The sequence below is a fragment of the bacterium (Candidatus Blackallbacteria) CG13_big_fil_rev_8_21_14_2_50_49_14 genome (assembly GCA_002783405.1).
Classification (GTDB): Bacteria; Cyanobacteriota; Sericytochromatia; order UBA7694; family UBA7694.
On the sequence record PFGG01000005.1, the window covers coordinates 65310 to 91446 of the forward strand.

Consider the following 26137-nt stretch of genomic DNA (forward strand, 5'->3'; position numbering starts at 1 on the left):
TTTTGGTTATTTTGAGAGTGGATATCTTTTCTGTTGCCAGGCCATCATGCCTCCCTGGAAATTTGAAAGCTGGGTGAATCCAGCTTTTTCAAGCATCCGTGCGGCTGTTAAGCTGCGGTTTCCACTTCTACATACGAGTACATAGTTTAGATTTGGATCCAAACTGTGAATTTTTCCCGAAAGTTCTGAGAGTGAAATTTTTAAAGCACCAGGAATGATGCCTTCACGCCATTCGAAAGCTTCGCGAACATCAATAAAGACTGTATCTTTGTCTTGTGCTTGATAGAGCGAATAGACAGTGTCACTGTAGATATTCTGAATTTGGGACGCTTTAGACGATTTTAAAAAAGGTAAACTGAGTTTCATCACGGATCTCCTCATGCATTCAATGAATTTAAACACTTAAACTTTCGGATCGGTTACCACATCTTTGGTTCGCGGGGACAGATTCTGCCAGTTTTCTGGGGTGGGGAAGTTTCAGATTTTCCATGATTTGAATATATTCTTCACGGGATTTACCTGCCAAACGGGGGTTGTGTAGCATCTCTTCAGAAATCGTACTGACAGATTGTCCTGCATAATCATGACCAGGGTAAACTTTTGTTTGAGCGGGCAAGCTGAACAGCTTTTGGGTAATGCTGTCATACATTTTGCCGGCATCCCCCTGCTGAAAATCGGTTCTGCCCGTACCTCTTATAAAGAGAGAATCACCTGTAAAGGCCATATCTTCTACCAAATAGGTGAGGCAGCCATTGGTATGACCGGGCGTTGACAGAACCTGAATCTCGATTTCACCAAGTTTGAATTGATCTCCCTCCTTTGTCAGAATATCTGCACAGGGGGCTCCTCCCGATTCAGAGACAATTGAGCGGGCTTTGGGATAGAGGGCTTTCAATTGGCTCACGCCGGTGATATGGTCGGCGTGTACATGGGTTTCCATGAGGTATTTTAAATCCAGTCCCAATTCCTGAAGCAGGCGAGCATCTCTTTCTGCTTTCTCATCGACTGAATCGATCAGAAGCGCTTCTCCGCTTACTTCATCTCCGATTAAATACGTATAAGTCCATGTTTCCTGATCAAAGAGCTGACGAAAGATCATGATAAAAAAAATCTCCTTTGTGAATGGTACCTGATATCAGGTGATTACTATACCCCCTATGGTATATAAAAAATTATGTGCTGTCAAGCTGTTTACAGATTCGGTTATTTATGATTCATAATCCATGATGGGAGATCCTGGTTCCCCATCATTGAAGAATTTTTGCTGTTTTAAAAGCTTGAATTGGGTTCCTTGAGAAAGGCAATTTCTTCAGGTGTGGAACTTCTTCCCAGAATCTGGTTGCGGTGGGGGTATCTGCCAAAGCGATCAATGATGGCTTTGTGTTTGATCGCAAAATCTAAATTGCCAGAGACTTCTTCTGCTTGAAAGAGTTTCAGAGAGATTTCATGAATCAGGCGCGATTCGCTGTGCATAAAAGGCATATACATAAAGGCCCGCTCTCTGGGGGGAAGCTTGTGATCAAAACCTTTTTCGATTGCCGCCTGGGCCAAGGCCAGAGCCAGAGGATCCGTAGCAAAGGCTGAGGGAGTATCTCTGTAAATATTCCGAGAAAACTGATCCAGAATAATGATTTCAGCCAATTGATCTTGGGCCTTGCTGCGCCAGCTAAAGAGTTCTGATTTGACTGCCTGGGCATGAATCTCTCCAAATCGCGACAGGATCAACTGATCAAACTCAGGGTCTTTTACCCACCATTTTTTCGTTTCAATTTCTTCGAACCAAAATTTTAAGATTGCCTTTGCCTGCATGTGCGTCTCCTCTCAAGTTAAAAGGCTCTGAAGAGAATCTTCAGAGCCTGAATGCGTTAAATTAGAAAATTAATTGGGGTCACAGGCCATGCGTGCCCCCGTTTTTTCTTGATATTGTTTCCAATTCATGAATTCTTTTTCTTGGTCAATTTCCTTCATCGTAATGCACTCAGGAACAGGACAGACCAAAGAACAAAGATTACAACCCACACAATGTTCCTGATCCACAAAGGGAACTCGTTTTCCATTGTCATGCAAGTGAATACACTGGTGTGCGCCATCCCAACAGGCGATATAACACAGTTGGCACTCAATACATTTTTCAGGATTGATATCGGCAACCACTTTAAAATTGAGATTGAGATCGCCCCATTCTACAAAATTTCGGCTGGCCAATCCGACCATTTCATCAATGGTTTTAAACCCCTTTTCATCCATATAATTGCTCAGTCCTTCAATCATATCTTCGACAATCCGGAAGCCATGATGCATGACTGCAGTACAGACCTGAACATTGGTCGCGCCCATTAAAATAAATTCAACCGCATCCCGCCAGTTCGATACACCCCCAATCCCTGAAATCGGAATATTAAACTGAGGTTGACGGGCCAGGTCTCCCACCATGCGCAGTGCAATGGGTTTGACTGCCGGGCCACAATAGCCGCCATTTGATGATTTACCACCCACATAGGGCAAGGGAACCATGCGATCAATATCCACGCCAATCACACTCTTGATGGTGTTGATCAGCGAGACAGCATGGGCGCCTCCGCGCATTGCAGCAAGGCCAGGGGGAACGATTTCCGAGACATTTGGAGTTAACTTAATGATTACGGGAACCGTAGAATATTCAACAGCCCAGGAGGTAATCTCTTCCAAAACTTTGGGCTCTTGTCCGACAGCTGAACCCATGCCCCGCTCACACATGCCATGGGGACAGCCAAAATTCAATTCCAAACCATCTGCGCCAGCGTCAATCGAGCGCTTAATAATATCTTTCCATTCTTCTTTGGTTTCAACCATTAAAGAGGCGATGACTGCATGGTCTGGAAATCTTTTCTTGACCTCATACATTTCTTTAAAATTGATTTCCAGCGGGCGATCGGTAATCAATTCAATATTGTTTAAACCCGCCAGTTTGGTTCCCGCATAATCCATGCCGCCGTAACGAGAGGAAACATTGACAATCGGTTCCCCCAGGGTTTTCCAGACTGCACCTCCCCAGCCCGCTTCAAAGGCCCTCATGATTTGATCCCCTGAATTGGTAGGGGGAGCAGAAGCCAACCAAAAAGGATTGGGTGATTTTATACCTGCAAGATTGCTTGAGAGATTGGCCATGTTTAGTTTCCTTCCTTCAAATAGGCATCGATTCCAAATGCTGCACGTTTGCCTTCAGCAGCAGCATTGACGACTTCTTTTCCGCCGTTGACACAATCGCCACCAGCAAAATAATGGGGGTTTGAGGTTTGGCCTTGGGCATTGACGACCACTCTGCCGCGGTTCAATTCCAAGCTTTTGATTTGGCTGAACAGCGATGTCAGTTTTTCCTGTCCTGTGGCCATTGCCACCAAATCGGCCTTCAACTCAAATTCTGAGCCTGCGATGGGGGTGGGTTTGCGGCGACCTGATTCATCGGGTTCACTGAGTTCCATTTCGATACAGCGAATGCCCTCTACGCTTTCCTGGCCTAAAATGGCGACGGGCAGAGTTTGAAAGCGAAATTTTACGCCTTCTTGGCGTGCACAAGCGAGCTCATGGGCATAACCACTCATTTCCGCTTCACTGCGACGGTAGACCATGGTGACTTCAGCGACACCCAATTTCTTCAATTGGCGCACCACGTCCAAGGCAGTATTTCCACCTCCCACGACAATCGCCTTTTGATACTCAGAGACTGGGAAATTCCCCAATTTAAGCGTTTCAATCACCTGAAGTGCTCCAAAAACACCAACCAAATCCTCGCCGGGGAGATCCATGCAAGAATCAGGGCCCAAGCCTGCCCCTAAAAAGATGGCATCGTATGCTTTCTCAAGATCCTCAAATTGAATATCCTTTCCGACACAAACACCGGTCTGGATTTCAACACCAATTTCTTTGATATAGGCCACTTCACGCAGACTGGTTTCTGCCCGCAATTTATAGGCAGCTACCCCCGTGGTGTTCAAACCTCCAGGCAAGGCATGACGTTCGAGAATGACTGGATGATGCCCCATTTGTGCCAATTGAGCAGCACAGGCCAAACTTGCTGGGCCTCCGCCGATCAAGGCAACTTTTTTGCCAGTCTCAGGCCCTTTTTGATAAAACTGAATACCGTGATTATAGGCAAACTCTGTTGCGTAGCGCTGAAGTCTGCCAATTTCAATCGGCTTCATCTGCATATGGTTATAAACACAGCTGCCAGCACAAAGCACCTCTACAGGACAAACTGAGGCGCAGCTCAAGCCCAAGATATTGGAGTCGAGGATGGTACGTGCAGCCCCTTTGGTATTTCCAGAGGCAATGCGGTGAATAAATTCAGGAATATTGATTTCTGTCGGACAGGCCTGAATACAGGGCGCATCGTGACAGTAGAGACAACGGTTTGCCTCGGCCAAGGCCTGAAGGTCATTGTAACGGGGTTTAAAATCTGAGATTGCAGCCTCACTGCGATCACTGGGTAGATGCTCAAGATAGTTCTGGGTCATGAATTTTCCCTTCAACTTCGATTGAATGATACCTGTATATAAAACAAAAACACAAAACTGGAAAAAGCAGGACTTTAACCAGATTTAAATCAAAATAGTGAAATGGATAAGAAAGTTTTATTATAGCAGGCATGCCACAGGGGACTCAAGTCTCTGAATTCTTACAAATCATACAAAAACGCAAAAATAATGCAATATTGTGTATTTCATGTCAAATAATCAGCGTGAGACAGATTCAAAACATTTTCTGAGGTCAGTCTTTATGCGCCACTTGCCATTCGTCAAGAATTAAGTGAATATATTATCAAGAGTGAGGCTGAAAAGCCTGCTTTGCTAAGACTAGAAGATTTAGGAAGAAATAAAAATGAAACAGTTTTCACGCAATCTGATTTTGGGACTTTCAGCCGTCTCCCTCATAAGTTTAATGGCTTGTACAGGCAATGGTTTGCCTACTTCTTTGCCTTCAGGCTTATCCAGCAGTTTGCCTGGACTTGTCAAAGCTTCAGCCTCTCCTTCAGCCTCCCCTGCTGCCACGCCAGCCACCTCTCCCTCTGCGAATCCTTCAACACCGTCTTCAGAACCTACTCCCGCTGCTTCTGCTGAACCTGGAAATGGTGTGATCAAGGTTGAAGGTGAAGATCTCTTCAATAAATATACCGTCAATTACCGTGTGGGCATGAAATGGGTCTACAGCCTGAAAATGCCGGGCATTGCACTTCCCAACCTTTCTGGCTTAGCTGGTTTTAGTGCTCAGCAGATTCCAGATGTAAATGCGATTTTGAATGGCCTCTCGGGGGGGAGTTCAGGTTCTACAGGCAGCTCGACTCCTGCGGCACCCAGTGAAATGGGTGAGTTTACGATTGAAGTTACGGCTGTGGCCGGTGATATGGTCACGCTTTCGACCCAAGTCAAGATGACCACTGAAATCCCAGGAGGCGCACCGATTAAACCCAGCACTTCAAGCTTTAATAAATCCAACCCTGGCAAAATGTATTCAGAGCTGGGACAAAATGGCAATACCAATGGAACGCTGAAATATTCGTTGGTAGGACCTGAATCCGTGACGGTTCCTGCGGGGAGCTTTTCGGCAGATAAAATTGCTGGCATGATGAATGTCACGAGTTCAACAGGTGCTGGCAGTGTGGAATCCACCCAGGAATCCAGCTTGTGGATGGCGGTTGGAACCGGCATGGTGAAGCAGGAAAATAAGAGTACGACTTCGGGTATCACGGTGACAACTTTGCTCGAACTGAAGAGTTTTATGCCCTAACTTTACAATTCTATGAGAAAAGGCAGGGATTTCCCTGCCTTTTTGTTTGTTGGGTTGATCAGGGAAGGGTATAACTGAGTTCTTTTTTATACAATTGTTTGACCCGGCGGTTGATCAGGGTTTTTTGAATTTCATCCTGAAGCAGATCCCCAAACAAAGCAGTTTTGGGAAGCCCGACTTTTAAGGCCAGGCCCAGATGGGCTTCTGCAGATCCTGTGACTTTTTTCTGATTGCCAACCAAAGTAAGCCTGGCTTTCAGATCGCCCTCTAAATATGCACTGCTATCAATATAGGGGCCGGGCATGCCTGCAATTTCAGATTCTACTTTCAACCGGGGCAGGTGCAAGCGGGAAAGCACGGTTCCAGTAAAGTTCATGCGGGGATCATTCATACTTCCCCCATAGCCATAGTCAAAGGAAGTGACGAAACTTGGCTTTTCAGAGACACGGGCTGTCATTTCGATGCCCGCCTTGAGTTTGCCGTTGAGTTGGCCGCCCCATTCCAGACTGCCGGCACCTTGATGGCCCCATTCCAGCATGGCACCGGGTCTGATCAGAATGCTGACCGGTACAGGCCCAATATCGGTATCATAGCTGAAGGTTTTAAAATTGATTTCTCCAATCGGTTGCATCGGTATCGGAGAGGCCAAGAGATTGTTTTGCGCAGTAGAAAAATTGGCGCGACTGCTTATCTCCCAGCTCAATTTCAATTCAGGGGCCAAACGCACAAAAAGCGCTTTGCCATTTTGTATTTTCAAACGCATATCCGAAAAATCTGGTTGGGCTTTTAAGCTGGATTCTATCGTTAAAAGTCCAATTTGGAAGCTGCGCTTATCCAATTCGATCGGTTTCAAATTTTGAGCTGTTGGAATTGCACTGGCATCTAAGCTCTCAAAGGCCTCGGTGAGATGGGCCTGGCGAGTGTATACAAGCGTTTGAGAGGAATTTGTCTCTGTTTTTAAAACCGATCTTAAAAAACCACGCCCATCCAAGCCTCTGCCGATCAGAATCTGACCGACTTGAAAATGGGGAGAATTCTGGAAGACCAGCTGATCACTTAAAACCCGAACAGGTCTTTGCTCGGGGAGTTTTAAACTGCGTGTATTTTGATTCAAACTGAAGTTTTGGGGTTTGGCTGACTGAAGGGTGATGCGTGCCGGAGAAAAGGGGGCCAGATTGTTTTGAAAATTGAGGGGCAAGCTTTGACAGGAGAAAAGCATGGCAAAGCCAAATAAAATACTGGCTGCTTGAGCACTTTTCATGGTCGGGATCCCCTTGTGATGCAGATTTCAGTAAGCTTTCGGAACTTTCGTATTGAATCTGGGAAGAAATCAATATTAAATTACTTAATAAATTATCCTGTGATTGCAAAATTAGATTTTCTAAATATAGCAAATAAAGGATTGATTTTCAAGTAAACGTTTGAGTTCTCAAGAATTTTATTGATTTCGTATCTCGTGAATGTTATGCTGGAGATATTAAGAAAATATTAAGTGAGCGACTAATGCCCTCGATTTCAGCTCTGCGGATTGGCATTCACGATACCGGGCTCTTTGATCGCGAAGATTATATTCAAATAGGCAGACCCCTGGCAAAGGGTGTCAATGCCCAGCAGGCAGCCCAGCTTGCAAATTCTAAACCAGGGGCCGAGCTGGTCATTCGCACGACGGGAGCCCCTGAACTGAATCATATTTATGGAGAAATGCTGCATTTCCCCCATGAGTCTTATGACGTATATCAGTTAAGGGTGGTGGATCGTCAAGGGGCGCCTGTGCCCGATAAGATCTTGAATCTGTCTGAACTGATTTCGGCAGTCAGCTTCGACAAGGCCATTATCAACCGACTTGAGAATCCTGTAACAGGTGTGATTCCCGCTGGCCTGACGGTCATCAGCAGCGATCAAAAGTTCGCAGATCTTAAGTTTAAAGGCGGGACTGTTGCGCGAGAAGATCTCTATGCCATTGCTTCGGCAAGTCTGGGTAAAATTTCTTTCGCTGAATCCCGATCCAAGCCCAACCAAGCTCAATAGAGTGAGTCTCTCAAACCTCTAGAGAGACTTAGTTCAAAGGAGAGAGAACCACCATGCGTTTAAAATGGGGATCTCCTGAGCTGGGTAAGCGGGATTCGAGCAGATCTTGTTTCATCTTTTGGGCCTGCTGTGTTGAAAAATCGACAACGGCTGTTCCCACCGATTTGGTGACCGTTCCCCAATCGACATCCAAACTCATTTTTCCTGCATCTGCCAAGGCTGCAACCAACATGGCTTTTCCACCAATCCCAGGAACTTTGGCTGCAGAAATTACGGAAGCGCTGGCAGCGACCATTCCCAAGCCCATTTTTGTAAAACTTTTGAGGTTTGGATCCTGCCAGAAATGATGAATATCCTGACCTGCAATGGCCAGATCCATGGCTGCGATGCCCACATTAAGGACTGAACTGACTTTGCCCAGGGTTTGCGACCCGCGCGCCAATAAACGTCCTGCTTCACCGGTATGTTCAACCAGAAGTTTACTGATTTGTCCCACACTGCTGGTGGCACCTTTTGTAGAGTTCATTAGGGTTTTCAAATTTTGCGGATTGGGATTTTTGAGTGATTGATCAAGCGAGTTTGAAAAAGTTTCGACAGAAGCAATCGCACCCAAGGGAGCACTCACATTTCCCAAGACCTGTTGTACCTGGCCACGGGTCAATTGTTCCCCAATATCAACAGCTGCTTTTAAATTAACAGCATTTACATCCCCCTGGCTGAGGCGGCTGATTTGTTCGATTTTTGCAACGGTACTGGTGGCTGATTTTGCGTCATCACCAGCAATACCACTTGATAAGACTTTTGTCGTGGTTGCTTTTGCCTCTTGAAGCGCTTTGAGATCTGTTTCTGATAGTTTTTTTTCTGAAACGGTAGGTTTGAGCAATTCACCGCTGCGGTGAAGACGTGTCAGCTCAGTATAGTTTGTTGCAATATTTCCCATAGGTGTTTCATCAGCAGTTTGTTAATGGAGTTATCCGAAAAGCGCGAAAAAACTGACTTAAGATAATATTAAGTCTTGATTATTTTTAGTAAAACTTTTGGTGAAACAAGGCTTGTGCAAGCGAGGGTGTCCTGCGTATTTTGGCTAGATCATACCCTTTTGTCGCAACCCGTTCTAAAATTACGGAATATGTCTGCTCGTCCATTTCGGGGGAGCGACTGAGTATCCAAAGAAATTTCCGGCTGGGGTGGCCAATCACGGCATAACGATACGCAGAGTCTAGGGCAATAACCCAATAATCCGCAGAAAGAGGGGCAAAAAAGCTGACCTTTAGCTTGCCTGGCTCGAGAGGATTGGGAACCCACGCTCGGCCTTCAATCGTTTCCAATTTTCTTTTCTGGGTGAGGTAACACTGGTTCCAGACTTTCACTTCACCGTTAGGATTGAAAGTATAACTGGCTGTGGTTCCACTACAATCAGGGCTTTGAAACGGCGCCGGATAACTGGCCACTTCAAACCAAAGACCCGCAAAAAGTTTGATATCAAGTTCGGAAACGGTCTCTAATTCAGATTGGGCACATGCTGGATTCGAATGCAGGATTCCGAAGGCTAAAAGCAAGGCTGCAAGAACTTTCATGGTCTACCTCTTGGGCGATATTGAACTGTTTATACCATCTGACACATGATTAAAACTCAGGATCTGCGCTGTACCTCCCCCCAAGAGGAGTGATTTTAAGACCCCGTATTGGGTCTGGAAGGCGGGCTTTTCAAGCCTTTCAGTATCACTTGAAGGCCCTCAGGCTGCGGATATTTTTCTGCCATCGCTTTGAACTGCACAGGGGTGAAGGCCTCAATTTTAGCCTTGCTTTTTTCAAGATCGGGCAATGGCAAAATGGCTTTTGGCTTGTTTTGCAAAGCTTCTGATTGAGATTTCAACTGAGAGAGAGTGCTTGAAGGGGGCGCACCCGCACTGCTTTCATTCGCCTTTGAAGCCAATGATTGGCTGGAAGCCGTTGAGAATTTTCTAAATTCAGGCATTTTTTTAAGCAATTCCTTTGTGGCTCGATTTTATCATTAGCAACCGAATCAGGGTTTTGGCAAAATTTCCTGTGGGTGGGGTGAGGCCGAGGTCGGTACAAGGGGTTTCTCAGAGGGTTCAGCGACAAGGGTACTGAAGCCGATTCCGCTCAGAAGGATCAAGAGGCAGGCCCATTGCAATTTTGAAATATGCTCCTTCAGGATCATGGCTGCAAACCCCAGGGTTACAAGCGGATAGGCTCCTGTAATCGGCGCAACCAGTGAGGCCGGGCCTGTGCTTGAGGCGATAATCACGCCCAAATCTCCACCCGCCATCATGGCCATGGGCAAAAATGAGTGAAGAAAGGGAGTTCGTGGAAGGGCTTCCTCTTCTCTAGATTTTGACCGCTGGCCTTTTAACAGGCCATACAGACCCAGGGTCATCATGCCACCAAGGGTTGCATAAACAGCCATATTCGATTCACTTGCCAGGGGAAAGGAATAGGAATATCTCAAGAGCGTCTGAGCCGCTCCCCAACAGGTCAATGCTGTTAAAGCCAGGGGAATCCAGCGTTTGTTGGTGGTTTTGCCTTCATTGTCAGGAGGAGAATAGGAGAGCCCGAGGCATCCAAAAATAACCATGGCAACCCCCATATACTGCTGGCTCACCAAACTTTCTTTCAGAAAAATTTGTGCAAAGAGCAAGGTCAGGGCGGGGTAAGCTGCAGAAAGTGTTCCGACAATCGTAATCGGCCCCAGAACAATCGATTCAAAGTAGAGGATCCAACCCAGCCCATCCAAAAGATAGGCCAAAATTCCCGTCAACATAAACCCCAAGCCCTCAGCTATAAAGGTGGCTGGGTGGGGTTGTGTCAGGTAATAACCTAAATTGACTACCGTACGTGCAAGAATCAAATACAGGCAAAACTTTGCCGGTGGGACATCTTCACTCCATTTTTTAACAAGTCCCTGGCCGATGCCATACAGAAACAAGGTTATAAAGGCGGGCAAAATCCAAAGCGAACTCCCCATCAGTCTCACTCCTTCAGCAGATCGGGTTGATCAATATTTTGAAATACAGAAGGGGCCCCTTTCGATTCGAACGAGGCCCCTCTGGATCAATACCAGCCCATGGGGCCTTGATTGAGATTGATATGCACCTGTTTTGATTCTATAAAATTTTCAACGCCATATTTTCCCAGTTCACGGCCTGTACCGCTTTGTTTATAGCCACCCCAGGGGGCTTCACAATAGGTCGGTTGCATATGGTTAACCCAGAGTATGCCTGCTTTGACAGCTTTCACTACGCGAAATGCGCGGAAAATATCCCGTGTCCAGACGGCACCCGCCAGGCCAAAATTTGTTTCATTTGCAATCGCGATTGCTTCTTCTTCGCTGTCAAAAGGAATTACGCAGGCCACAGGGCCGAAAATTTCTTCCTGGGCAATCGTCATGCTGTTCTTGACATCAGCAAAAATCGTGGGGGTTAGAAAATAACCAGTTTGCAAACTATCACCTAAACGCTCACCGCCACAAACCAAGCGAGCCCCTTCTGCTTTGCCCTTTTCGATATAGCCCAAAACCCGGTTTAAATGCTCTTCGCTGACCAGGGCACCGAGTTTATTCTCTCGGTTGATACCGGGCCCAACTTGAATGGTTTGGGTTTTGGCGATCATGGCTTCCAAAAATTGATCGTAGATACTGCGTTGTACCAGAATGCGAGAACCCGCTGAACAAACCTCACCTTGATTTACGAAACAGGCAAAAAGTGCATTTTCAACGGCGGCTTCAAAATCCGCATCTTCGAAAAATATATTGGGAGATTTCCCCCCCAGTTCAAGCGTGACTTTTTTCAGGTTGCTATCGGCAGCGGCTTTCATGATCAAACGCCCGACTTCTGTTGAGCCTGTGAAGGCGATTTTGTCTACCTGGGGGTTCTCTGCAAGTTCTGCGCCGACTTCTTCGCCTAAACCCGTAACAATATTGACCACCCCTTTGGGCAGTTCTTCAATCGAATCCAAAATTTTGGCAAGTTCCAATACGCTTAAGGGAGTGGTTTCAGCTGGTTTTAAAACCATGGTACAGCCTGCTGCAAGCGCAGGGGCCAACTTCCAGGCCGCCATCAGCAGGGGGTAGTTCCAGGGCACGATTAAACCGCAGACACCCACGGGCTCTTTCAAGGTCATGCTGACGGCATTGTCGGGTACGGGATTGACTTCGCCATAGATTTTGGTGGCCCAGCCGCCAAAATACTCAAAGCAAGTGGCTGCGTCTGCGAGATCATATTCCGATTCAAAGATCGGTTTGCCCATATTCAAGGTTTCCAATTCAGCCAAATGATCAGCTTGTTCCCGGAGTGCGGCTGCAATCTTGAAAAGAACAGTCGCTCTTTGAATCCCTGTCGATTCTTTCCAGGGGCCTTTGTCAAAAGCTTCCCTGGCTGCTGAAATTGCAGCTTGCATATCTTTGCGGTTTGCCTGGGGTACCTGTGCAATCAATTGACCATCGGCAGGGTTCAGAATATCCATTTTTTGAGAACCTGAACCCTGGGTAAATTCGCCCCCCAAATACATCGGATAGAACTTCATGGTTTTGCCCTCTCTGCTGTGGTAAAAATTTTGTGATCCAGAACACTCAATCATCCTACCTTGGGGTGCAAGGCTTGTCCATATGGGCATCACGGCATGCTATGATAATTTTTGCTGGACGGTGAAAACTGTTCATCGCATTAATACCCAGGAGCGGACCATGGCCCAGGCAAAACCAGAAAAATCTTGTAATGATACGGTTTTAAAATATGTGATCGAGAACAAGGATCTTGAGGCTGCCAAAGCACAAATTCTAAAAGCAGCTGGCAATACGCCGGTGGTTTTTATGGAAATTCCTCTGGCTCAGAATCGGGTGGAATTAATGGCTCTTGCCTCCAGTTTAACCCCGAGTCAGAAAAAGGAACTTGAAATTTTGCAGCAGGACGGAGTGATGGTCAAGCGTATTGCTGAGGCGCACTTTGAGGGCAACCAAGTTTCATTTGATCTCACGCACCGCAAATAGCGCATATTTTACAATTCTTTAGAATTTAAAGGCTGGATTTTGATTTTTCAGAGCATTTTTGCGGTATAAAAAAGACAGACTATTTGTGAAGGGAAACATGGATCTAAAATGGGCAATTTAAATGTAAAAATCGGCAATGTTGGCAATCTTGGCAATGCCACCAAAACCTATGAGGCCAATTCGGCACCCTTAGAAACCAAAACGCTGGGAATCAATGGCGATAAAAGCAATGATTTCAGCGTTCCCCTGAAATTTGGTGATGAAGGGCCCACGGTATATTTGCGACCAGATCAAGTAGATGCCATGAAAATGGCCCTGGCGAGTGCCACCAAGAACGAAGACATGGGCAATCTCTTTGGAAATGGTGGCCCCAGTGTTTCAGTCTCTGTCAATGGACAAGCCTATACGATGTCTGCACGAGAGATGCAAGCCCAATTAAGTGGCCATGGCGCTTTGACTGCGGGCTCCTAAACAATCATCAAATGAAAAGGGCTGGCTTTATGTCGGCCCTTTTCAATTAATCGCATTAATCGCAATTCATCTATTGCAGATTTTCGAGTTCAGTTTCAGCTTCCCGCCATTTCATCAGCGCAGTTTCATATTCGGCTTCAAGCTCTTCGCGGTGACTGCCTGCGACGGCTTGAGCGATCAGAGCTTCTAAGTTCTGACAGGCTTCTTGTAACTGCGGCAATTTTTTCTCAAGCTGCTGGCGTTTTCGCTTCAATGCTTTTTGAGCTTCGTAGGCAGCTTTGCCGGTGAGTGCTGGTTTTGCTTCTTTTTGAGTGACTTCAACCTGCTTGCTCAGTACCCCGCGATCCTTTAAGGAAACATCTCTGCTTAAATGATCCGTGCCAAATTTTTCAAGATATTCAGCGTAAGTGCCTTTGTAATCAAGATAGCCATCTGCTTTGATTTCCAATATCCGGGTGGCAACACGGGAAACAAAATAGCGGTTGTGACTGACCAAAAGCAGAGTGCCTGTATATTGCGCCAAGGCTTCTGTTAACATGTCGATGGCTTCCAAGTCCAAATGGTTGGTGGGTTCATCAAGCACCAAGACATTGCTCGGTTCAAGCATCAGTTTTGCGAAGATCAAGCGGGTAGCTTCGCCACCGCTCAGGATAGAGAGTTTGTTCTTTACATCATCTCCAGAAAAGAGCATTCTTCCCAAGAGGTTTCTGATCTGTCCAACCGGGGCGGTGGCATCAAAGCTATAAAGCCAGTCGAAACAGGTTTGTTCGCCTTTCAGCAGATCGTGGTAATCCTGTGGAAAATAACCGGCGTGGGCTTCATGACCCCAAGTTACAGTTCCTGCATCAGGCTCTAACTCTTGCATTAAGATTTTCAAGAGCGTTGATTTACCCACGCCATTGGGGCCAATAATGGCGACCCGATCGCCCCGATCTATTTCAAAATCGAGGTTGCGTATGACTTGTTTGTCGCCAAACGATTTTTGCAAACCCTGAGCTGAAAGGGGAATTTTGCCTGAGGTCACCGAGGGTTTGAACTCAAAACTGGGATATCTTCTTGAACTGGGAAGAATCTCAATATCTTCCATTTTTTCGAGTTTTTTGACTCTGGATTGGGCTTGTGAAGCCCAGGATGCTTTGGCTTTAAATCGAGAAATAAAAGCCTGCATTTCTTCTTTCTTTTTTTCCTGATTGGCAATCGCGCGTTCTGTCTGATCATGCGCCAATTGTTTGGCAGCCAAAAATTCATCATAATTTCCGGTATACAGTCTGACGGTTCCAAAATCGATATCCAGAATATGGCTGCAAATGGCGTTTAAAAAGTCACGGTCATGAGAGACCACAATCAAAAGACCTGGAAAGCTTCTGAGATATTCTTCCAACCACTTAATTGAGAAGATATCCAAGTGATTGGTCGGTTCGTCAAGCAGCAGAATTTCTGGGTTGCTGAAAAGCAATTGCGCCATCAAAACCCTGAGTTTATAGCCCCCAGACAGCGTTTTAAGCGGTTGCTCCTGCAATTCAGAGGGAATCCCCAAGCCATCCAGCAACCGAGCGGCATCTGCCTCTGCACTGTAGCCTTCATTTTGGATAATCATATCCTCTGCTTCAGCGTAGCGTTCGGCATCTGCGAGATCCATATGGGATTTGCGCGAAAGTTCATCTTGAAGCAGTCGGGCTTCCCACAATTGCGGGCGGCCCTGAATGACCGTATCCAGAATCCGGGTATTTTCAAAGGCAAAGTGATCCTGGCGCAAATAGCCAATTTTTGCGTGTTTGGGCCAGTTCAGTTGACCACTGTATTCTTGCGTCTGACCCGTGAGAATTTTGAGAAGTGTTGATTTCCCTGTGCCATTGGCCCCTACCAAGCCATAACAATGGCCAGGAAAAAGTTGGAAATTTACACCTTGAAATAATATCCGGTCAGCAAATTCCAGGGTCAGATTCGTAAGTTCGAGCATCGTTTCAGTCCTGCATTTACACAAAGAATTAAAGGTTTTAATTATCGCATAAATCTATGCGCTGAGACCCTGACTTGCCAAAATGAAATACTTTTTTTCTTGAAAGTAATTAGGAGCCGGAATTGCTTTCCTGAGACTGGTACTCGCGTGGAGCATCCTGTTCAGGTCTTTTGAAGGGTTCTGTTGACTCCCGCCGGCGGCTGGGCATAAAACGTGATTTTTGAACGTAAATCCGGCTTTCCTGAAACCAGGAGCGATCCAGTTCACGCATGGCGTCACGGGCATCTACCAGATCCATTTCTACAAAACCAAAACCTCTGCTTTCGCGGGTGGTTTCGTCTTCGACGATCCAGGCTTTAACGACACGACCATAGGGTGAAAATAAACGCCGTAAATCATGGTCTCTGGTTTTAAGGGGCAAATTGGAAACAAATAATCTCATTCAAGATTCCTTTCTGGGACAGTTCAGAATTTCATGTCGCATAGAAAAATGAAATATAACGACATGCGTCTGTGAAAAAAAACATCGGATTGAAATTCAATCAGCAATAATTAATTTTAACCAATTTTTTACCAATTTTTCAAGTGGAATGGAATTCTTGCCTTCAGCACTGCATTTTCAGGCTATACTGTTTTATTCTGTTAATTTCTGCTGATTTGGAGGATTATTATGTCTCTGCAAAGTATCAACCCGACGACGGGCAGACCGATTCAAACCTATTCTGAACATACTCCAGATCAGGTGAAAACTCTTTTAAATCAAGCTTTTGAAGCCTGGAAAGATTGGAAAGAAACAGATTTTCATACCCGTGCAATAAAAATGAAGCGAGCAGCGCAAATCTTACGTGAAAAAAAAGATTTCCTGGCTGAGCTGATGGCGCTTGAAATGGGTAAGCCGATTCAAGCGGGCCGTGGCGAGGCCGAAAAATGTGCTTGGGTCTGCGAATATTATGCAGAACAGGCTGAAGCCATGCTCAGCCCCGTTGAAATAGAAGCAGGCGGCCGCAAATCATATATTTGTTATAACCCTTTGGGGCCTGTATTGGCGATTATGCCCTGGAATTTTCCCCTCTGGCAGGTCTTTCGTTTTGCTGCTCCAGCCTTGATGGGGGGCAATGTGGGGGTCTTAAAGCACGCTCCCAATGTACCTGGGTGTTCCATTGCGATCGAAGAGATTTTTCAGCAGGCGGGTTTTCCCAAAGGGGTCTTTAGCCAACTCTTGCTCCAAAATGAGGCGGTGGCTGCTGTGATCGAAAATCCGGTCATTCAAGCAGTTACCTTGACAGGCAGTACGCGCGCAGGCAAAGCCGTTGCTGCTCAAGCCGGAGCGGTTCTAAAAAAGACAGTGCTTGAGCTGGGAGGCAGTGATCCCTATCTGATCTTGGAAGATGCTGATTTGCACCAAGCCGCTCAAATCTGTGCCAGCAGTCGTCTGATCAATTCGGGACAAAGTTGTATTGCCGCTAAACGATTTTTGGTGGTGGAGTCGGTTCGTGAGCAATTTGAAACCTATTTGGTGGAAGCCATGTCGAAGGCTGTGATGGGAGACCCCCGACAAGAGGCTACCACGGTGGGCCCCCAGGCACGTCAAGACCTGAGAGATGAGTTGGTGCGTCAGGTGAAAACCAGTATTTCACAGGGGGCACGCTGCCTCCTGGGCGGCGAATTACCACAGGGAGAAGGATTTTATTATCCCCCAACGGTTTTAACCGATGTCAAACCCGGTATGGTGGCCTTTGAAGAGGAACTCTTCGGCCCCGTCGCTGCGATTGTTCCTGTCAAAGATGAAGCCGAGGCGATTGATTTGGCCAACCGCTCTGCCTATGGTTTAGGGGCTGCGGTATTTAGCCAGGATCTTGAGCGCGCAGAGCAGATTGCAGCCCATTCGCTTGAAGCGGGTGCCTGTTTTGTAAATGCCTTTGTCGCTTCAGATCCCCGTTTGCCCTTTGGCGGAATCAAAGAGAGTGGCTATGGACGTGAACTCTCTGATTTGGGCTTAAAAGAGTTTATGAATATCAAAACCGTTTTTATAAAATGAGCCGAATTTTCCTATACAGTCCCTGTTTCGGCATTTTGACGTTTTGATTCACGTAACTGATAATCTTGGCAATAGGCCGAATGCACTTTTCCTTGCTGATCCAAAAGCCAATCCATGGCATGGCTTGCGGGCACTTGAACTGGCCCCTGAACGGGCTGCCAGGTTCCAAAGGCAAAATCCCAGATGGGTGAGGTGACGCCATGATTTTTCCAAGGATTTTGAAAATGGTGATAAAAATGATGAAGTCTGAGAAACCGACTCAGGGGTCCGCGAGGAGCCACCGTATGGAGTCTGTAATGTAGGCTTTCATAACTCAGCCAGGCCATGCCAAAACTCAGCGTATACAAAGCCCCATAGACGCTACCCAAGAGGGAGTAGGAGAGAATTCCAGCAAAGGCTAAGGACGGCAGTGCCAAAAGCCACTTTTTGAGGGGGGGGGCAAAATAGTCTTTTTCAGCATGGTGCTGTAAATGCTCTTTTGAAAATGCGTTCTTACCTTTGGCCTTGTGGCCTACCCAATAGTGCAGGGCAAACTCTGTAAAACTCCAACTCAAGATACCTGCCAGGCTCGTGGCCAGAAATGAGAACAACATCAAGAGGCTCCTTCTGAAAGGGTTGAAAATTGAGATAGAAACCCAATCGATTTGATAAATTTTTGGTTTTCAATTTTGACTTTTTTTAGACTGGATTCGCTGGCTCCCCAAGCGCTAAACAGGGTTTCAAGCAGAGCTGTTTGTAGGCTTTCAAAGGGGTAGCCAGGTACAAATCTGCCTAATTTTTCAAGTGGCAGCAAGCCCTGGACTGAGGACCAAAGCAAAAGACTGCGTTGATTCGCGTTTCCTTCTCTAAACGCTTTGGTTTCAGTGGCGAAAGTTAATAATTCCTGAAGATGGCGAAGCAGGGGCAGAGCCTCTTTCATGACCAGCAGGCCTTCCTGAAGACTGAGAATTTCTTGGGGACTGACGATCATTTCATGCAAGAGATAAAATTTTGACGGGGCCTGTTTTTTTAAATTTAAATAGATTTCAACCGCCAGCCAGATTCTCTGCAATGCCAGTTCTTTTTGCGAGAAATCTTGATATTGCTCTTTGCAGAGTAGATCTGTCTGAATAAAACATTGGCTAAATTCTGAAAGAATTTGTCTTTGCATGGCTGCCAAGAGTGTATCCTTTGATTTGAAATACCTGTAGAGTGCACCCACTGCATAATCCATTTTTTCAGCAAGTTTGTGCATGGTAAAACCCGCCAGACCCGCCTCTAAAATCAATTCAAGCGCTGTTTGGATGATCAGTTCGCGTTTTTGTTCCCGTTTGCGTAGGCTGCGGGGTGAGTTTATATTGTGAATCATGTTTAAATAATGAACTATGTTCACAATTTTGTCAATCTTCAGCTGAGCTTGACTTTCGCGAAAGCAGATAAAAAAACAGCCCCCTGATTCAGGGAGCTGTTTTTCAATCAGAAATAATTTTTAGCCAACTGTATGGGCGGGATCGTTTCCATAGGTATATTCGATTTCGATTTGGCCATTGGCTTTGTGTACAATCAATTGACCCAAAGCATGGGAACGACCGAAGGCGCGGCCTGCTGCTACGGCTTCTTCTTTGGTACGGAAGCTGCCAACCGCTTGTGCGATGCCCTCACGTTTAATCAGCCAGGTTCCTGACTTGGCGTCGGGAACAACGTGATAAACAACGCGGCTGGAGGCCTGGGCCTGTAAACGTACAACAGAGGTGAGGGGGAGAGCGCTGGAACCAGACTGACAGGCGCTTAAACTTGAAACAATCAAAAGAGAAGAAAGAAGTGTAATTAATGTTTTCATATAAATCCAAAACTCCGGCAAGGGCTCGCTTTTGCGCGAACAATTAACTTGCGATTAACCTTTATTAACACCATCTTAACTAAATCATAATCTTTTGTCAAGATGGGTCTTGATCATTTTCTTCTGAATTTTCATCCCCTGGTTCATACTCAATTTGAAACAAACGTTCAAGTCTTTCTGCTTGTTCTTTAAAATTTTCTTCAGGCTCAATGAATATTTTAATCAATGCCAATTCACAGAATTCTTTGAGTTCAGCGAAGAACCGCTCGAAGAGTCTTTGGCGGTAGAAATCGCCAAACCAAACCGTTTCTATACCAATTTCATCGCGATCTGGATCGTAGAAAATTTTGGGTGCGCCCCTCACTGCATCATTGAGCGTATTAAAAACCTCAAGCATGTTTTCTTTGCTTAATCTGCTTTTCTCTGCATCCATATTGACGCGAAAGACAATTTTTTGAGTTTTTTGAAAGATCAGGATCATGATTTCTGATGGGGTTGCATCATCTTGCTCCGCCAGATAAACAAGTTGCTCTTCTTCTAAACCCTCTTGATCCAAGAGTTCTATCTCAATTTCTTGTTCGAGTTCGTCAAGGCCAGTCTCTATTTCGCTTTTTAGCAATTCTAAATAATCATGGGTTTCATAGCCCAAATATTGAAGATGTTCAAGAAATCGAGAGATGGCTTTCACAAAACATTACCTCTGACAGGAATTCAAAACACAAGCATTTTTATCATAAGCGAGACTGAACTTCCAAAGCTACGAATTTGGTCACAGCTCAACTTACGATATATAAAAGGATCAGAATATATCGTAGGCTGTAGCGTTAATGCCTAAAATTGAAGAGCAGATTTTCAAGTGAAAGTGTGTAGGTCTCTAAATCAGAAATGAGCAGATATTCATTTTTTTGGTGTGCCTGACTTGTCAGACCCGGTCCAAAATTAAGCGCAGAAATACCTCTTGCACTGAGTTGGGCAACATCTGTCCAGGCTTGTTTGGCTTTGATTTTAAGATCAAGCGTTTGAATCAGTTTTTCAAAAAGGGGAGTTTGAATCACTGCGCCAGCGTCCACACTGTCCAGCCATTGGATATTTTCTTCCAAGGCCCCCGCTTCCAAGAGCCATTCTAAAAGTTCTGCTTCTGCTGCTGTCAGGCTATGAACAGGTGCAAAACGGTAATTGAGATTGGCAGTCCACCAGCCCGGTAGGGAAGTTCTACCGGGTTCCGACTGGCTTTCAGTAATCTGCAAAATATCAAAAAATTCAACACTAAATATTTTTTGGGCCCGAGGTTTGAATTCTGAGATTTTCTGAATAAAGGGCAAGGCATTGTAGATGGCATTGCTGCCATTCCAGGGACGGGCGGAATGACAAGCTTGACCTGGTATCGTGACCCTGGCATGAATGCTGCCAACACAGCCTATTTGGAGTGTTAAATCAGTGGGTTCCCCGACGATGGCCAGATCCAGGCTTGTAAAGTAATCGGGAAAGACTTGAATTAAATCATAAAGCCCATTCTGTACCAAGGGGGTCATTTCTTCACGCGCATATAAAATGACAGAGAGATTAAAATTTTGGGTAAGCTGAGTGCCATATTTTTCAAGTAAATAAAAATAGCTGGCCAAAGCTCCTTTCATATCCGAAGCCCCTGAACCATATATTTTGTCTTGCTCTACTCTGGGTAAAAACCATTCGGGCACAGTATCGGAATGCCCCACCAGGGCTAGATGCGGTTTTCCGGTTTGCCAAGGCAAATTCAGGATCAGGGAATCCTTGGATTCCAATATCTTCATTTCAGGCAGAATTTTTTGAAATTTATCCCTGATCTCAGTAACCAGTTTTTGTTCCTGAAAGGTTGCAGAAGGTGTAACCAGCAGATATTCAAGCCATTCAATCAGATTCATACTTGAAAATTGCGAATTCTTCTGGCAATTTCTTCGGTAAGCTGATCTGTAACACAATAGATCATACGTACATAGCCTTCTCCATCCTGACCAAATGCCGTTCCAGGGGTGAGTAAAAGCCCAAGCTTGATAAAGGCTTCAATCAAAGCTTCAGAGGTTTTAAAGTCTGGGTGATTGAACCAAAGATAGAATCCTGCCTGAGCCCCAAAAACCTTGCAACCCATTTGCTCAAGGGCCTGAGTCAGCAAATCGCGTTTTTTGCGATAGCTTTCAGCAAAATCTCGGGGATGTTGATCATCATTCCAGGCCGCAATTCCCCCTTTTTGAATAAAGCTGGGCGTTCCAACCCCAATGGGTTCACGCAGTTTACCAAGCAGTCTAATGATTTCATGATTTCTGCTGAGCATCGCTCCCATTCGGTAGCCTGTCATGTGGCTGCGTTTTGACAAAGAACGCAGTACAAGCCATTGTTGGCTCTCAATTTCAAGACAGGAGGCCGGGCGCTCCTCAGTATAATAGAGCTCATTGTAGCATTCGTCTGAACAGACCAAAAAACCATACTTTTCTGCATATCCCAGCAATTTTCGATAATAGCTTTGACTGGCAAGTGCGGTGGTTGGATTGTGAGGAGAATTGATCCAAAATATTTGGCATTTCTCCCAATCTTGAGCTGAGAGAGCATCTAAATCAGGTAAAAAACCACTTTCTTCTGTTAAGGGCAAATGCCGCAAGGGAATATTCAGGGTTCGGGCTGCTGCTTCGTAAACGGGATAGGACAGGGAGGGAATCCACATTTCTTGACCGTTTGACCAATCAAAGAGCAAAGGCAGATGGAAGATCGCCTCTTTGGTGCCATTGCAAGACAGAATCTCTTTGGCCGGGTCAAATTTTTGGTCGTAGTAGCGTTTTGCCCAATTGGATACAGCTTGAAGATATTCACTTTCCCCTCTGTTTTTAGGATATTGAGAGATGGGGGTGGCCTGCAAGGCTTGGATAACGGCTTCAGGCACTTTCGGATAGGTGGGTTCTATCGGATCTCCCATGATCAGACTGATGATATCCTTGCCCTGCGCCCGCAGCGCATTTAGGCGTTCATTTAACGCAGCAATAAAATAGGTTTGGCCTTCCAGCAAATAGGGATTAAATTTCATAGCAGCACTTCCTTAAAATCACAATTGACAGAGGTATTGTGACATGGGCAAGTTATGAAAACCAAGTAAAAGGAAGATCCCCTTGGACAAGCTAGCTTAAATAGCGATTGATCAGCTCCAGCGATGGCGATGAACTAGAGGATGACAGTCTAAACAAATCTTCTGCAAGGGTTTGCAGTAATTCTATTTGCTTCAAGCGATTTTTCCAATCCTCAGGCAGGGCATTCAAACCATTGATAAGCCCCAGAATCTGGCCCGTCAAGATGCCCGTACTGTCAGAATCACCTGAATGATTCACTGCAGCTAAAACTCCCTGTTTAAAATCCTGGGTATGATTGAGAGCACAAAAAACAGACATCGCCAGTGCTTCTTCTCCGACTGCACCTGGCCAACCTTTCCCCATTTTGGCGAGTTGTTCAGGGCTGGTTTTTAGGCCAGAGGCATGCATTTCAAGGGCTCGATCCAATTCAAAATAGACTTCCTCATGTTTGGGATAGGCTTTTAAAAGCGCAAGACATTCATAGAGCGATTTTTTAAGTTCATTTCCCACTACAAGCAAGGCAATCAGGCCAGAATAAGCACCTGCAGATAGATAGCCGCTGGCGTGACTGTGGGTGATGGCGGCCGCATCGGCTCCCAGACGGAAGGCTTTTTCAGGATCTTGCCAAAAATAGAGGCCAATTGGCGCGACGCGCATCACCCCGCCACAGCCCTTTGAGTTGTTCAGGGCATAGTTTCGACTGCCCATTTTCCCACTGCTTAAAGCATTCAGGCAGGTTTGACCAGGTGCCTTCTGTTGGAAGAGGGGTTTCTGCTTCAGCAAAAATCCTGTTCTTAAAGAGGGCGGAATGGGTTCTCCTTGGGTATAAAGCCATCTCAGATAGCTCTGGAAGATCAAGGTGATTAACTGGATATCTCGTCCATCATTCTGTAAGCCAAAGCGGAGCAAGCCCTCTGCTGTGAAAAGCGTCATTTGGGTATCATCTGTGAACTCAGGATCCACTAAATTCTGTATTCCGGCTTCCCCATAGGTTTTGCGAATTTCTGCTATATCTTGAAACTCGATTGGACCTCCCAAAGCATCTCCCAGCGCACCGCCTATCAAGCAGGCTTGATAGGCAGCGATGTCCTGACGTGTTTGCATAGCATTCTCCCCAAACAGATCTGAATGAATCCAATTTATCATAGCTTCTCGACACTATTTTTGAAAGCAGGCTAGACTCTAGCCCATTGATTAAGAGCAAACTGAGCATTCCGAGGTTATTGTTTATCCCTGAACACAGCCCCAGGCTTTTTCTCCCCTTGAAACTTCAGAGATGCTTGAGATGAAATGGGGCCCGACTCCTACGGGTGGCGCAATTGCTGCAAATACAACAGATAGCAAATTTAAAGAAGCTTTGATTGCAAAATTTTCAAGCTTAGAACAGTTTAAGCGGTCATCAATGAAATTTTTGTTTTTTCAAGAATATTATCAAAATATGAGTTCACCGCATGAAAAAGCAAATGATTAACTAATTTTTTCTGTTCTGAGGGATTTAAGAGCGGGGGATTAAATTTTTTGATTTTTTCTTTGCGTTTTTTTTCTAAATGATCTAGGGCATTATCCACTGATTCATCTTGATTTTGAGAAAGCAGGATTTTGCGTTTGATCTCAAAATTTGTTTGTAAATCCGCCAGTTCAATAAAACGTATTAAATGCTTCTGTAGATTTTGATTGAGAGCGGTTGGTCTGGGCAAAAGCGCTAAAACTTTTTCGCGTTCATGTTCAAGGCGAATGAGTTCTTCATAGGGATCATTGATTTCAGCTGCTGAACAAACAACCAAATCTGACAGGCGCAAAAGAACGTCCATTTCCTGAGATACCTGTTCTGAAAAAACGGTCATTTCTGGACTCATAATAAACTCCCATCACGGAATACTCTTAGCTTTAGTTTTTATGTTTTAACACAAAAGTTTCTTGGGTATCAAGTCGAAATGTCACAAAAAAGTAACAATTTAGAAATATTGTACTAAATGACGTTTAGATGACGCGCAGAAAAGTTACTTTTCTGCGAAAAGATTTAGAGTTCTTGGGCACTTAAAACAAATTGGAAGGGAGGGCCCTTTTTACTTTTTTCAAGCCAGCTTGGCTTTTCTTCCAGTGCGATATTCTGAGCGTGTAGTAGCCCCTGATAGATCTGCCACAAATTGTAATCTTGTCTAAACTTAGAGCTGCTTGAAGAGATTTGCATTGTAAAGTGCATTTTTGCCAAAGCAAAAGCCTGGTTCAACCAATTTAGATGCTGAGTGGGTATATTCCTTTGCTTGAATAAGTTAATTGCCCACCTTTGGTGCTCCTGAAAAAACAAGTCCCAAGCCTTAGACTGAGTTATGCCGGTAATCACGAAATCTTCTACACTCAGCCAGCCACGTATTCCTGGGCTGATAGGGCCTTGGCAAAGCTCAGTTTCGCCTCCCTGAATGGCGTTTGCTTTGTGAAAGAGAAATTGAATCAGGTCTGAAATCAAGGAGCTGTGTGGTTCCTTTAGGTAAGCTTCCAGCATATCGAAAAAACTAAGCTGACACAGGCCATGCATCAACAAAAGGGGGATTTGTAAGAGCTTTCGATTAAAATACAGAATTTCATAGAGCCAAGCCAAGACCCGCATTTTCACCCAATCATCGCGCGTATACGAATGACAGGCGATTAACATGGTTTGTTTTTCGATAACTTCTGAGGCATCGATGCTGGAAAATGGGGCAAGATAAGGTTGTGTGACAGTTTCTAAAGCATATTTCTGAACAGACTCAGGAGCTGAAATCGGAGCATTGGGCAATAGATAGACAGGATAAAATCTGATTTGGTGATGCTGTCCTTCCTCGATGACCTGAGAGATGCCCTTGGCAAAACTGGCATAGGTTTCTCCAGGCAGACCAATCAGGAGATCGGTATAGGTTGCGATGCCTTCTTTTCGAAAGCGAATCTGAAGATCTCGATAGGTTTGCAGCGAGATATTCTCTCGTCTAACTTCTTGGAGTGCCTGTTGCGAAATACTTTGTAGAGAGAGGGTTACAATTTGACTCAAACCGCTCTTACAGAGAATTTTCTGTATATTAAAGGCGCGATCTGTTGCATTCTTTGTATTTTGTACATAAAAAGATTTTGGATATCTTGTTGTTTTAAAATATTCAACTATCTTCTCTGATATGTGAATATCTCTGGGTAAAATTCCGAAATTTGCATCACAACAATAAACCAATTGGATTTTGTTTTTTGAAAACCACGCGATTTCTTTTTCCAGGCGCTCAAGATCAAAGCTGTTGACTTTGTTTTGGGTTGCAGAACCCCAATCACAAAAACTGCATGAAAAGGGGCAGCCCCGGTTGGTTTCCCAAAGTGCTACCCATTCTTGCCAGGGGTTTGAACGTAGCAGAGAATCAAAAACATGAGTTAAATAAGGAGAGGGAAACCTCTCAAGATTCTTTTCTCTGGGTAGAGGGGGATGTGTTTCAAACTGATTTGAGGAATTGAGAAAGCTGATGCCCGGAATGCCTGACCAATCCCGTGTATTTAAATTTTCAAGCACCTGCAAGAATACTTTTTCGCCTTCTCCGTGTACACAGAGATCGATCCAAGGGTTCTCTAGCAGAAATTGTGAAGCCTGATCCGGGATTTGAGGGCCACCCGCCACGATCAAAACATCAGGTTTGAGGCGTTTTATATTTTTTGCGAGTGCCATTGAATATTGAAAATTCCAGACGTAGGTGCTGATAGCGACCACATCGACGAATTGAAAGAGGGGGAGCATTAACTCCAATCTTTTGCGCTCAAACAAAGGCGGGAGAAAGGTATAATGCCCGGGATTTTTTGCGTGTTTTTGTGCATAAGCCTGTAGCAGACCCACTGAATAGGGAAGATAATTCTGACGCAGGAGGGGTTGATTGATTTGAACCGTTTGAATAATCCATGAGTTGGTGAATCGCATATATACTCATTTCCTGAACGCTTGAGATAGTTT

Annotated in this window: 27 protein-coding genes; 5 read left to right on the forward strand and 22 right to left on the reverse strand. The window is 45.2% G+C overall.

The features are described from left to right. Positions 1 to 6: 6 nt before the first annotated feature. The 5 genes from COW20_00680 to COW20_00700 form a co-directional block, all read right to left on the reverse strand. Complete coding sequence (locus tag COW20_00680; protein ID PIW51020.1) at positions 7 to 402, reverse strand: rhodanese-like domain-containing protein; 396 nt, start codon at positions 400 to 402, stop codon at positions 7 to 9. After that, positions 395 to 1099, reverse strand: coding sequence for a Zn-dependent hydrolase (locus tag COW20_00685; GenBank protein PIW51021.1), 705 nt, complete (start codon positions 1097 to 1099; stop codon positions 395 to 397). The genes COW20_00680 and COW20_00685 overlap by 8 nt, the downstream gene beginning before the upstream one ends. Before the next feature lie 170 nt (positions 1100 to 1269). Beyond that, positions 1270 to 1809 carry a DUF924 domain-containing protein gene (locus COW20_00690; GenBank protein ID PIW51022.1) on the reverse strand — a complete coding sequence of 180 codons (540 nt, stop codon included), beginning with the start codon at positions 1807 to 1809 and terminating at the stop codon, positions 1270 to 1272. Positions 1810 to 1878: 69 nt separating this feature from the next. Then, positions 1879 to 3147, reverse strand: a complete 1269-nt coding sequence (locus COW20_00695) for an NAD-dependent dihydropyrimidine dehydrogenase subunit PreA (GenBank protein ID PIW51023.1) — start codon at positions 3145 to 3147, stop codon at positions 1879 to 1881. A gap of 2 nt (positions 3148 to 3149) precedes the next feature. Then, positions 3150 to 4493, reverse strand: a complete 1344-nt coding sequence (locus COW20_00700) for a hypothetical protein (protein PIW51024.1) — start codon at positions 4491 to 4493, stop codon at positions 3150 to 3152. A gap of 364 nt (positions 4494 to 4857) precedes the next feature. On the opposite strand from COW20_00700, the gene COW20_00705 reads away from it, so the two are divergent. After that, positions 4858 to 5763: a hypothetical protein gene (locus tag COW20_00705; GenBank protein PIW51025.1), complete on the forward strand. Its 906-nt coding sequence runs from the start codon at positions 4858 to 4860 to the stop codon at positions 5761 to 5763. Between the two features lie 58 nt (positions 5764 to 5821). On the opposite strand, the gene COW20_00710 is transcribed toward COW20_00705, so the two are convergent. After that, the gene (locus COW20_00710) at positions 5822 to 7024 is read right to left on the reverse strand and encodes a hypothetical protein (protein ID PIW51026.1); all 1203 of its coding nucleotides are present in this window, start codon (positions 7022 to 7024) and stop codon (positions 5822 to 5824) included. A 242-nt stretch (positions 7025 to 7266) separates the two neighbouring features. On the opposite strand from COW20_00710, the gene COW20_00715 reads away from it, so the two are divergent. Then, positions 7267 to 7791 carry a hypothetical protein gene (locus COW20_00715; GenBank protein PIW51027.1) on the forward strand — a complete coding sequence of 175 codons (525 nt, stop codon included), beginning with the start codon at positions 7267 to 7269 and terminating at the stop codon, positions 7789 to 7791. A 28-nt stretch (positions 7792 to 7819) separates the two neighbouring features. Here COW20_00715 and COW20_00720 read toward each other — a convergent pair whose 3' ends face one another. From COW20_00720 to COW20_00740, 5 genes are all read right to left on the reverse strand, one after another. Beyond that, on the reverse strand, positions 7820 to 8731 hold the full coding sequence (locus COW20_00720; GenBank protein PIW51028.1) for a hypothetical protein: 912 nt from the start codon (positions 8729 to 8731) through the stop codon (positions 7820 to 7822). An 85-nt stretch (positions 8732 to 8816) separates the two neighbouring features. Further along, positions 8817 to 9368 carry a hypothetical protein gene (locus COW20_00725; protein ID PIW51029.1) on the reverse strand — a complete coding sequence of 184 codons (552 nt, stop codon included), beginning with the start codon at positions 9366 to 9368 and terminating at the stop codon, positions 8817 to 8819. A 95-nt stretch (positions 9369 to 9463) separates the two neighbouring features. Further along, positions 9464 to 9769: a hypothetical protein gene (locus tag COW20_00730; protein PIW51030.1), complete on the reverse strand. Its 306-nt coding sequence runs from the start codon at positions 9767 to 9769 to the stop codon at positions 9464 to 9466. Between the two features lie 48 nt (positions 9770 to 9817). After that, positions 9818 to 10780: a hypothetical protein gene (locus COW20_00735; GenBank protein PIW51031.1), complete on the reverse strand. Its 963-nt coding sequence runs from the start codon at positions 10778 to 10780 to the stop codon at positions 9818 to 9820. Positions 10781 to 10866: 86 nt separating this feature from the next. Further along, positions 10867 to 12336 (reverse strand): aldehyde dehydrogenase, encoded by a 1470-nt coding sequence (locus tag COW20_00740; GenBank protein PIW51054.1) that lies wholly within the window; start codon positions 12334 to 12336, stop codon positions 10867 to 10869. Between the two features lie 160 nt (positions 12337 to 12496). Between COW20_00740 and COW20_00745 the strand changes: the two genes are divergently transcribed. Beyond that, complete coding sequence (locus tag COW20_00745; GenBank protein PIW51032.1) at positions 12497 to 12799, forward strand: hypothetical protein; 303 nt, start codon at positions 12497 to 12499, stop codon at positions 12797 to 12799. Positions 12800 to 12907: 108 nt separating this feature from the next. Continuing rightward, on the forward strand, positions 12908 to 13270 hold the full coding sequence (locus COW20_00750) for a hypothetical protein (protein ID PIW51033.1): 363 nt from the start codon (positions 12908 to 12910) through the stop codon (positions 13268 to 13270). A 70-nt stretch (positions 13271 to 13340) separates the two neighbouring features. Here the strand turns inward: COW20_00750 and COW20_00755 are convergent, their stop codons facing one another. Together COW20_00755 and COW20_00760 are read right to left on the reverse strand one after the other, a co-directional pair. Continuing rightward, on the reverse strand, positions 13341 to 15230 hold the full coding sequence (locus COW20_00755) for a hypothetical protein (GenBank protein ID PIW51034.1): 1890 nt from the start codon (positions 15228 to 15230) through the stop codon (positions 13341 to 13343). 109 nt (positions 15231 to 15339) lie between these two features. Next, the gene (locus COW20_00760) at positions 15340 to 15672 is read right to left on the reverse strand and encodes an RNA-binding protein (protein PIW51035.1); all 333 of its coding nucleotides are present in this window, start codon (positions 15670 to 15672) and stop codon (positions 15340 to 15342) included. Positions 15673 to 15900: 228 nt separating this feature from the next. On the opposite strand from COW20_00760, the gene COW20_00765 reads away from it, so the two are divergent. Then, the gene (locus COW20_00765) at positions 15901 to 17268 is read left to right on the forward strand and encodes a succinate-semialdehyde dehydrogenase (protein ID PIW51036.1); all 1368 of its coding nucleotides are present in this window, start codon (positions 15901 to 15903) and stop codon (positions 17266 to 17268) included. Between the two features lie 11 nt (positions 17269 to 17279). Here the strand turns inward: COW20_00765 and COW20_00770 are convergent, their stop codons facing one another. The 9 genes from COW20_00770 to COW20_00810 all read right to left on the reverse strand — a co-directional run bounded on the left by COW20_00770 (position 17280) and on the right by COW20_00810 (position 26104). After that, positions 17280 to 17861, reverse strand: coding sequence for a hypothetical protein (locus tag COW20_00770; protein ID PIW51037.1), 582 nt, complete (start codon positions 17859 to 17861; stop codon positions 17280 to 17282). Continuing rightward, positions 17861 to 18616: a hypothetical protein gene (locus COW20_00775; GenBank protein ID PIW51038.1), complete on the reverse strand. Its 756-nt coding sequence runs from the start codon at positions 18614 to 18616 to the stop codon at positions 17861 to 17863. The genes COW20_00770 and COW20_00775 overlap by 1 nt, the downstream gene beginning before the upstream one ends. Before the next feature lie 120 nt (positions 18617 to 18736). After that, on the reverse strand, positions 18737 to 19087 hold the full coding sequence (locus COW20_00780; GenBank protein ID PIW51039.1) for a hypothetical protein: 351 nt from the start codon (positions 19085 to 19087) through the stop codon (positions 18737 to 18739). Positions 19088 to 19184: 97 nt separating this feature from the next. Next, entirely contained in the window at positions 19185 to 19775 is a 591-nt protein-coding gene (locus tag COW20_00785; GenBank protein ID PIW51040.1) for a hypothetical protein, read from the reverse strand. A gap of 136 nt (positions 19776 to 19911) precedes the next feature. Then, positions 19912 to 20988: a succinyl-diaminopimelate desuccinylase gene (locus COW20_00790; protein PIW51041.1), complete on the reverse strand. Its 1077-nt coding sequence runs from the start codon at positions 20986 to 20988 to the stop codon at positions 19912 to 19914. Then, entirely contained in the window at positions 20985 to 22139 is a 1155-nt protein-coding gene (locus tag COW20_00795; GenBank protein PIW51042.1) for a hypothetical protein, read from the reverse strand. The genes COW20_00790 and COW20_00795 overlap by 4 nt, the downstream gene beginning before the upstream one ends. Before the next feature lie 91 nt (positions 22140 to 22230). Then, complete coding sequence (locus COW20_00800; protein PIW51043.1) at positions 22231 to 23325, reverse strand: ADP-ribosylglycohydrolase family protein; 1095 nt, start codon at positions 23323 to 23325, stop codon at positions 22231 to 22233. 242 nt (positions 23326 to 23567) lie between these two features. Then, the gene (locus COW20_00805; protein ID PIW51044.1) at positions 23568 to 24035 is read right to left on the reverse strand and encodes a hypothetical protein; all 468 of its coding nucleotides are present in this window, start codon (positions 24033 to 24035) and stop codon (positions 23568 to 23570) included. 164 nt (positions 24036 to 24199) lie between these two features. Then, entirely contained in the window at positions 24200 to 26104 is a 1905-nt protein-coding gene (locus COW20_00810) for a hypothetical protein (protein PIW51045.1), read from the reverse strand. Positions 26105 to 26137: the final 33 nt, after the last annotated feature.

Excerpts from the sequence above, each read along its gene's own strand:
- COW20_00685 (PIW51021.1), bottom strand. The coding sequence starts at position 1,099 with ATGATCTTTCGTCAGCTCTTTGATCAGGAAACATGGACTTATACGTAT.
- COW20_00690 (PIW51022.1), bottom strand. The coding sequence starts at position 1,809 with ATGCAGGCAAAGGCAATCTTAAAATTTTGGTTCGAAGAAATTGAAACG.
- COW20_00695 (PIW51023.1), bottom strand. The coding sequence starts at position 3,147 with ATGGCCAATCTCTCAAGCAATCTTGCAGGTATAAAATCACCCAATCCT.
- COW20_00700 (PIW51024.1), bottom strand. The coding sequence starts at position 4,493 with ATGACCCAGAACTATCTTGAGCATCTACCCAGTGATCGCAGTGAGGCT.
- COW20_00705 (PIW51025.1), top strand. The coding sequence starts at position 4,858 with ATGAAACAGTTTTCACGCAATCTGATTTTGGGACTTTCAGCCGTCTCC.
- COW20_00710 (PIW51026.1), bottom strand. The coding sequence starts at position 7,024 with ATGAAAAGTGCTCAAGCAGCCAGTATTTTATTTGGCTTTGCCATGCTT.
- COW20_00715 (PIW51027.1), top strand. The coding sequence starts at position 7,267 with ATGCCCTCGATTTCAGCTCTGCGGATTGGCATTCACGATACCGGGCTC.
- COW20_00720 (PIW51028.1), bottom strand. The coding sequence starts at position 8,731 with ATGGGAAATATTGCAACAAACTATACTGAGCTGACACGTCTTCACCGC.
- COW20_00725 (PIW51029.1), bottom strand. The coding sequence starts at position 9,368 with ATGAAAGTTCTTGCAGCCTTGCTTTTAGCCTTCGGAATCCTGCATTCG.
- COW20_00730 (PIW51030.1), bottom strand. The coding sequence starts at position 9,769 with ATGCCTGAATTTAGAAAATTCTCAACGGCTTCCAGCCAATCATTGGCT.
- COW20_00735 (PIW51031.1), bottom strand. The coding sequence starts at position 10,780 with ATGGGGAGTTCGCTTTGGATTTTGCCCGCCTTTATAACCTTGTTTCTG.
- COW20_00740 (PIW51054.1), bottom strand. The coding sequence starts at position 12,336 with ATGAAGTTCTATCCGATGTATTTGGGGGGCGAATTTACCCAGGGTTCA.
- COW20_00745 (PIW51032.1), top strand. The coding sequence starts at position 12,497 with ATGGCCCAGGCAAAACCAGAAAAATCTTGTAATGATACGGTTTTAAAA.
- COW20_00750 (PIW51033.1), top strand. The coding sequence starts at position 12,908 with ATGGGCAATTTAAATGTAAAAATCGGCAATGTTGGCAATCTTGGCAAT.
- COW20_00755 (PIW51034.1), bottom strand. The coding sequence starts at position 15,230 with ATGCTCGAACTTACGAATCTGACCCTGGAATTTGCTGACCGGATATTA.
- COW20_00760 (PIW51035.1), bottom strand. The coding sequence starts at position 15,672 with ATGAGATTATTTGTTTCCAATTTGCCCCTTAAAACCAGAGACCATGAT.
- COW20_00765 (PIW51036.1), top strand. The coding sequence starts at position 15,901 with ATGTCTCTGCAAAGTATCAACCCGACGACGGGCAGACCGATTCAAACC.
- COW20_00770 (PIW51037.1), bottom strand. The coding sequence starts at position 17,861 with ATGTTGTTCTCATTTCTGGCCACGAGCCTGGCAGGTATCTTGAGTTGG.
- COW20_00775 (PIW51038.1), bottom strand. The coding sequence starts at position 18,616 with ATGATTCACAATATAAACTCACCCCGCAGCCTACGCAAACGGGAACAA.
- COW20_00780 (PIW51039.1), bottom strand. The coding sequence starts at position 19,087 with ATGAAAACATTAATTACACTTCTTTCTTCTCTTTTGATTGTTTCAAGT.
- COW20_00790 (PIW51041.1), bottom strand. The coding sequence starts at position 20,988 with ATGAATCTGATTGAATGGCTTGAATATCTGCTGGTTACACCTTCTGCA.
- COW20_00795 (PIW51042.1), bottom strand. The coding sequence starts at position 22,139 with ATGAAATTTAATCCCTATTTGCTGGAAGGCCAAACCTATTTTATTGCT.
- COW20_00800 (PIW51043.1), bottom strand. The coding sequence starts at position 23,325 with ATGATAAATTGGATTCATTCAGATCTGTTTGGGGAGAATGCTATGCAA.
- COW20_00805 (PIW51044.1), bottom strand. The coding sequence starts at position 24,035 with ATGAGTCCAGAAATGACCGTTTTTTCAGAACAGGTATCTCAGGAAATG.
- COW20_00810 (PIW51045.1), bottom strand. The coding sequence starts at position 26,104 with ATGCGATTCACCAACTCATGGATTATTCAAACGGTTCAAATCAATCAA.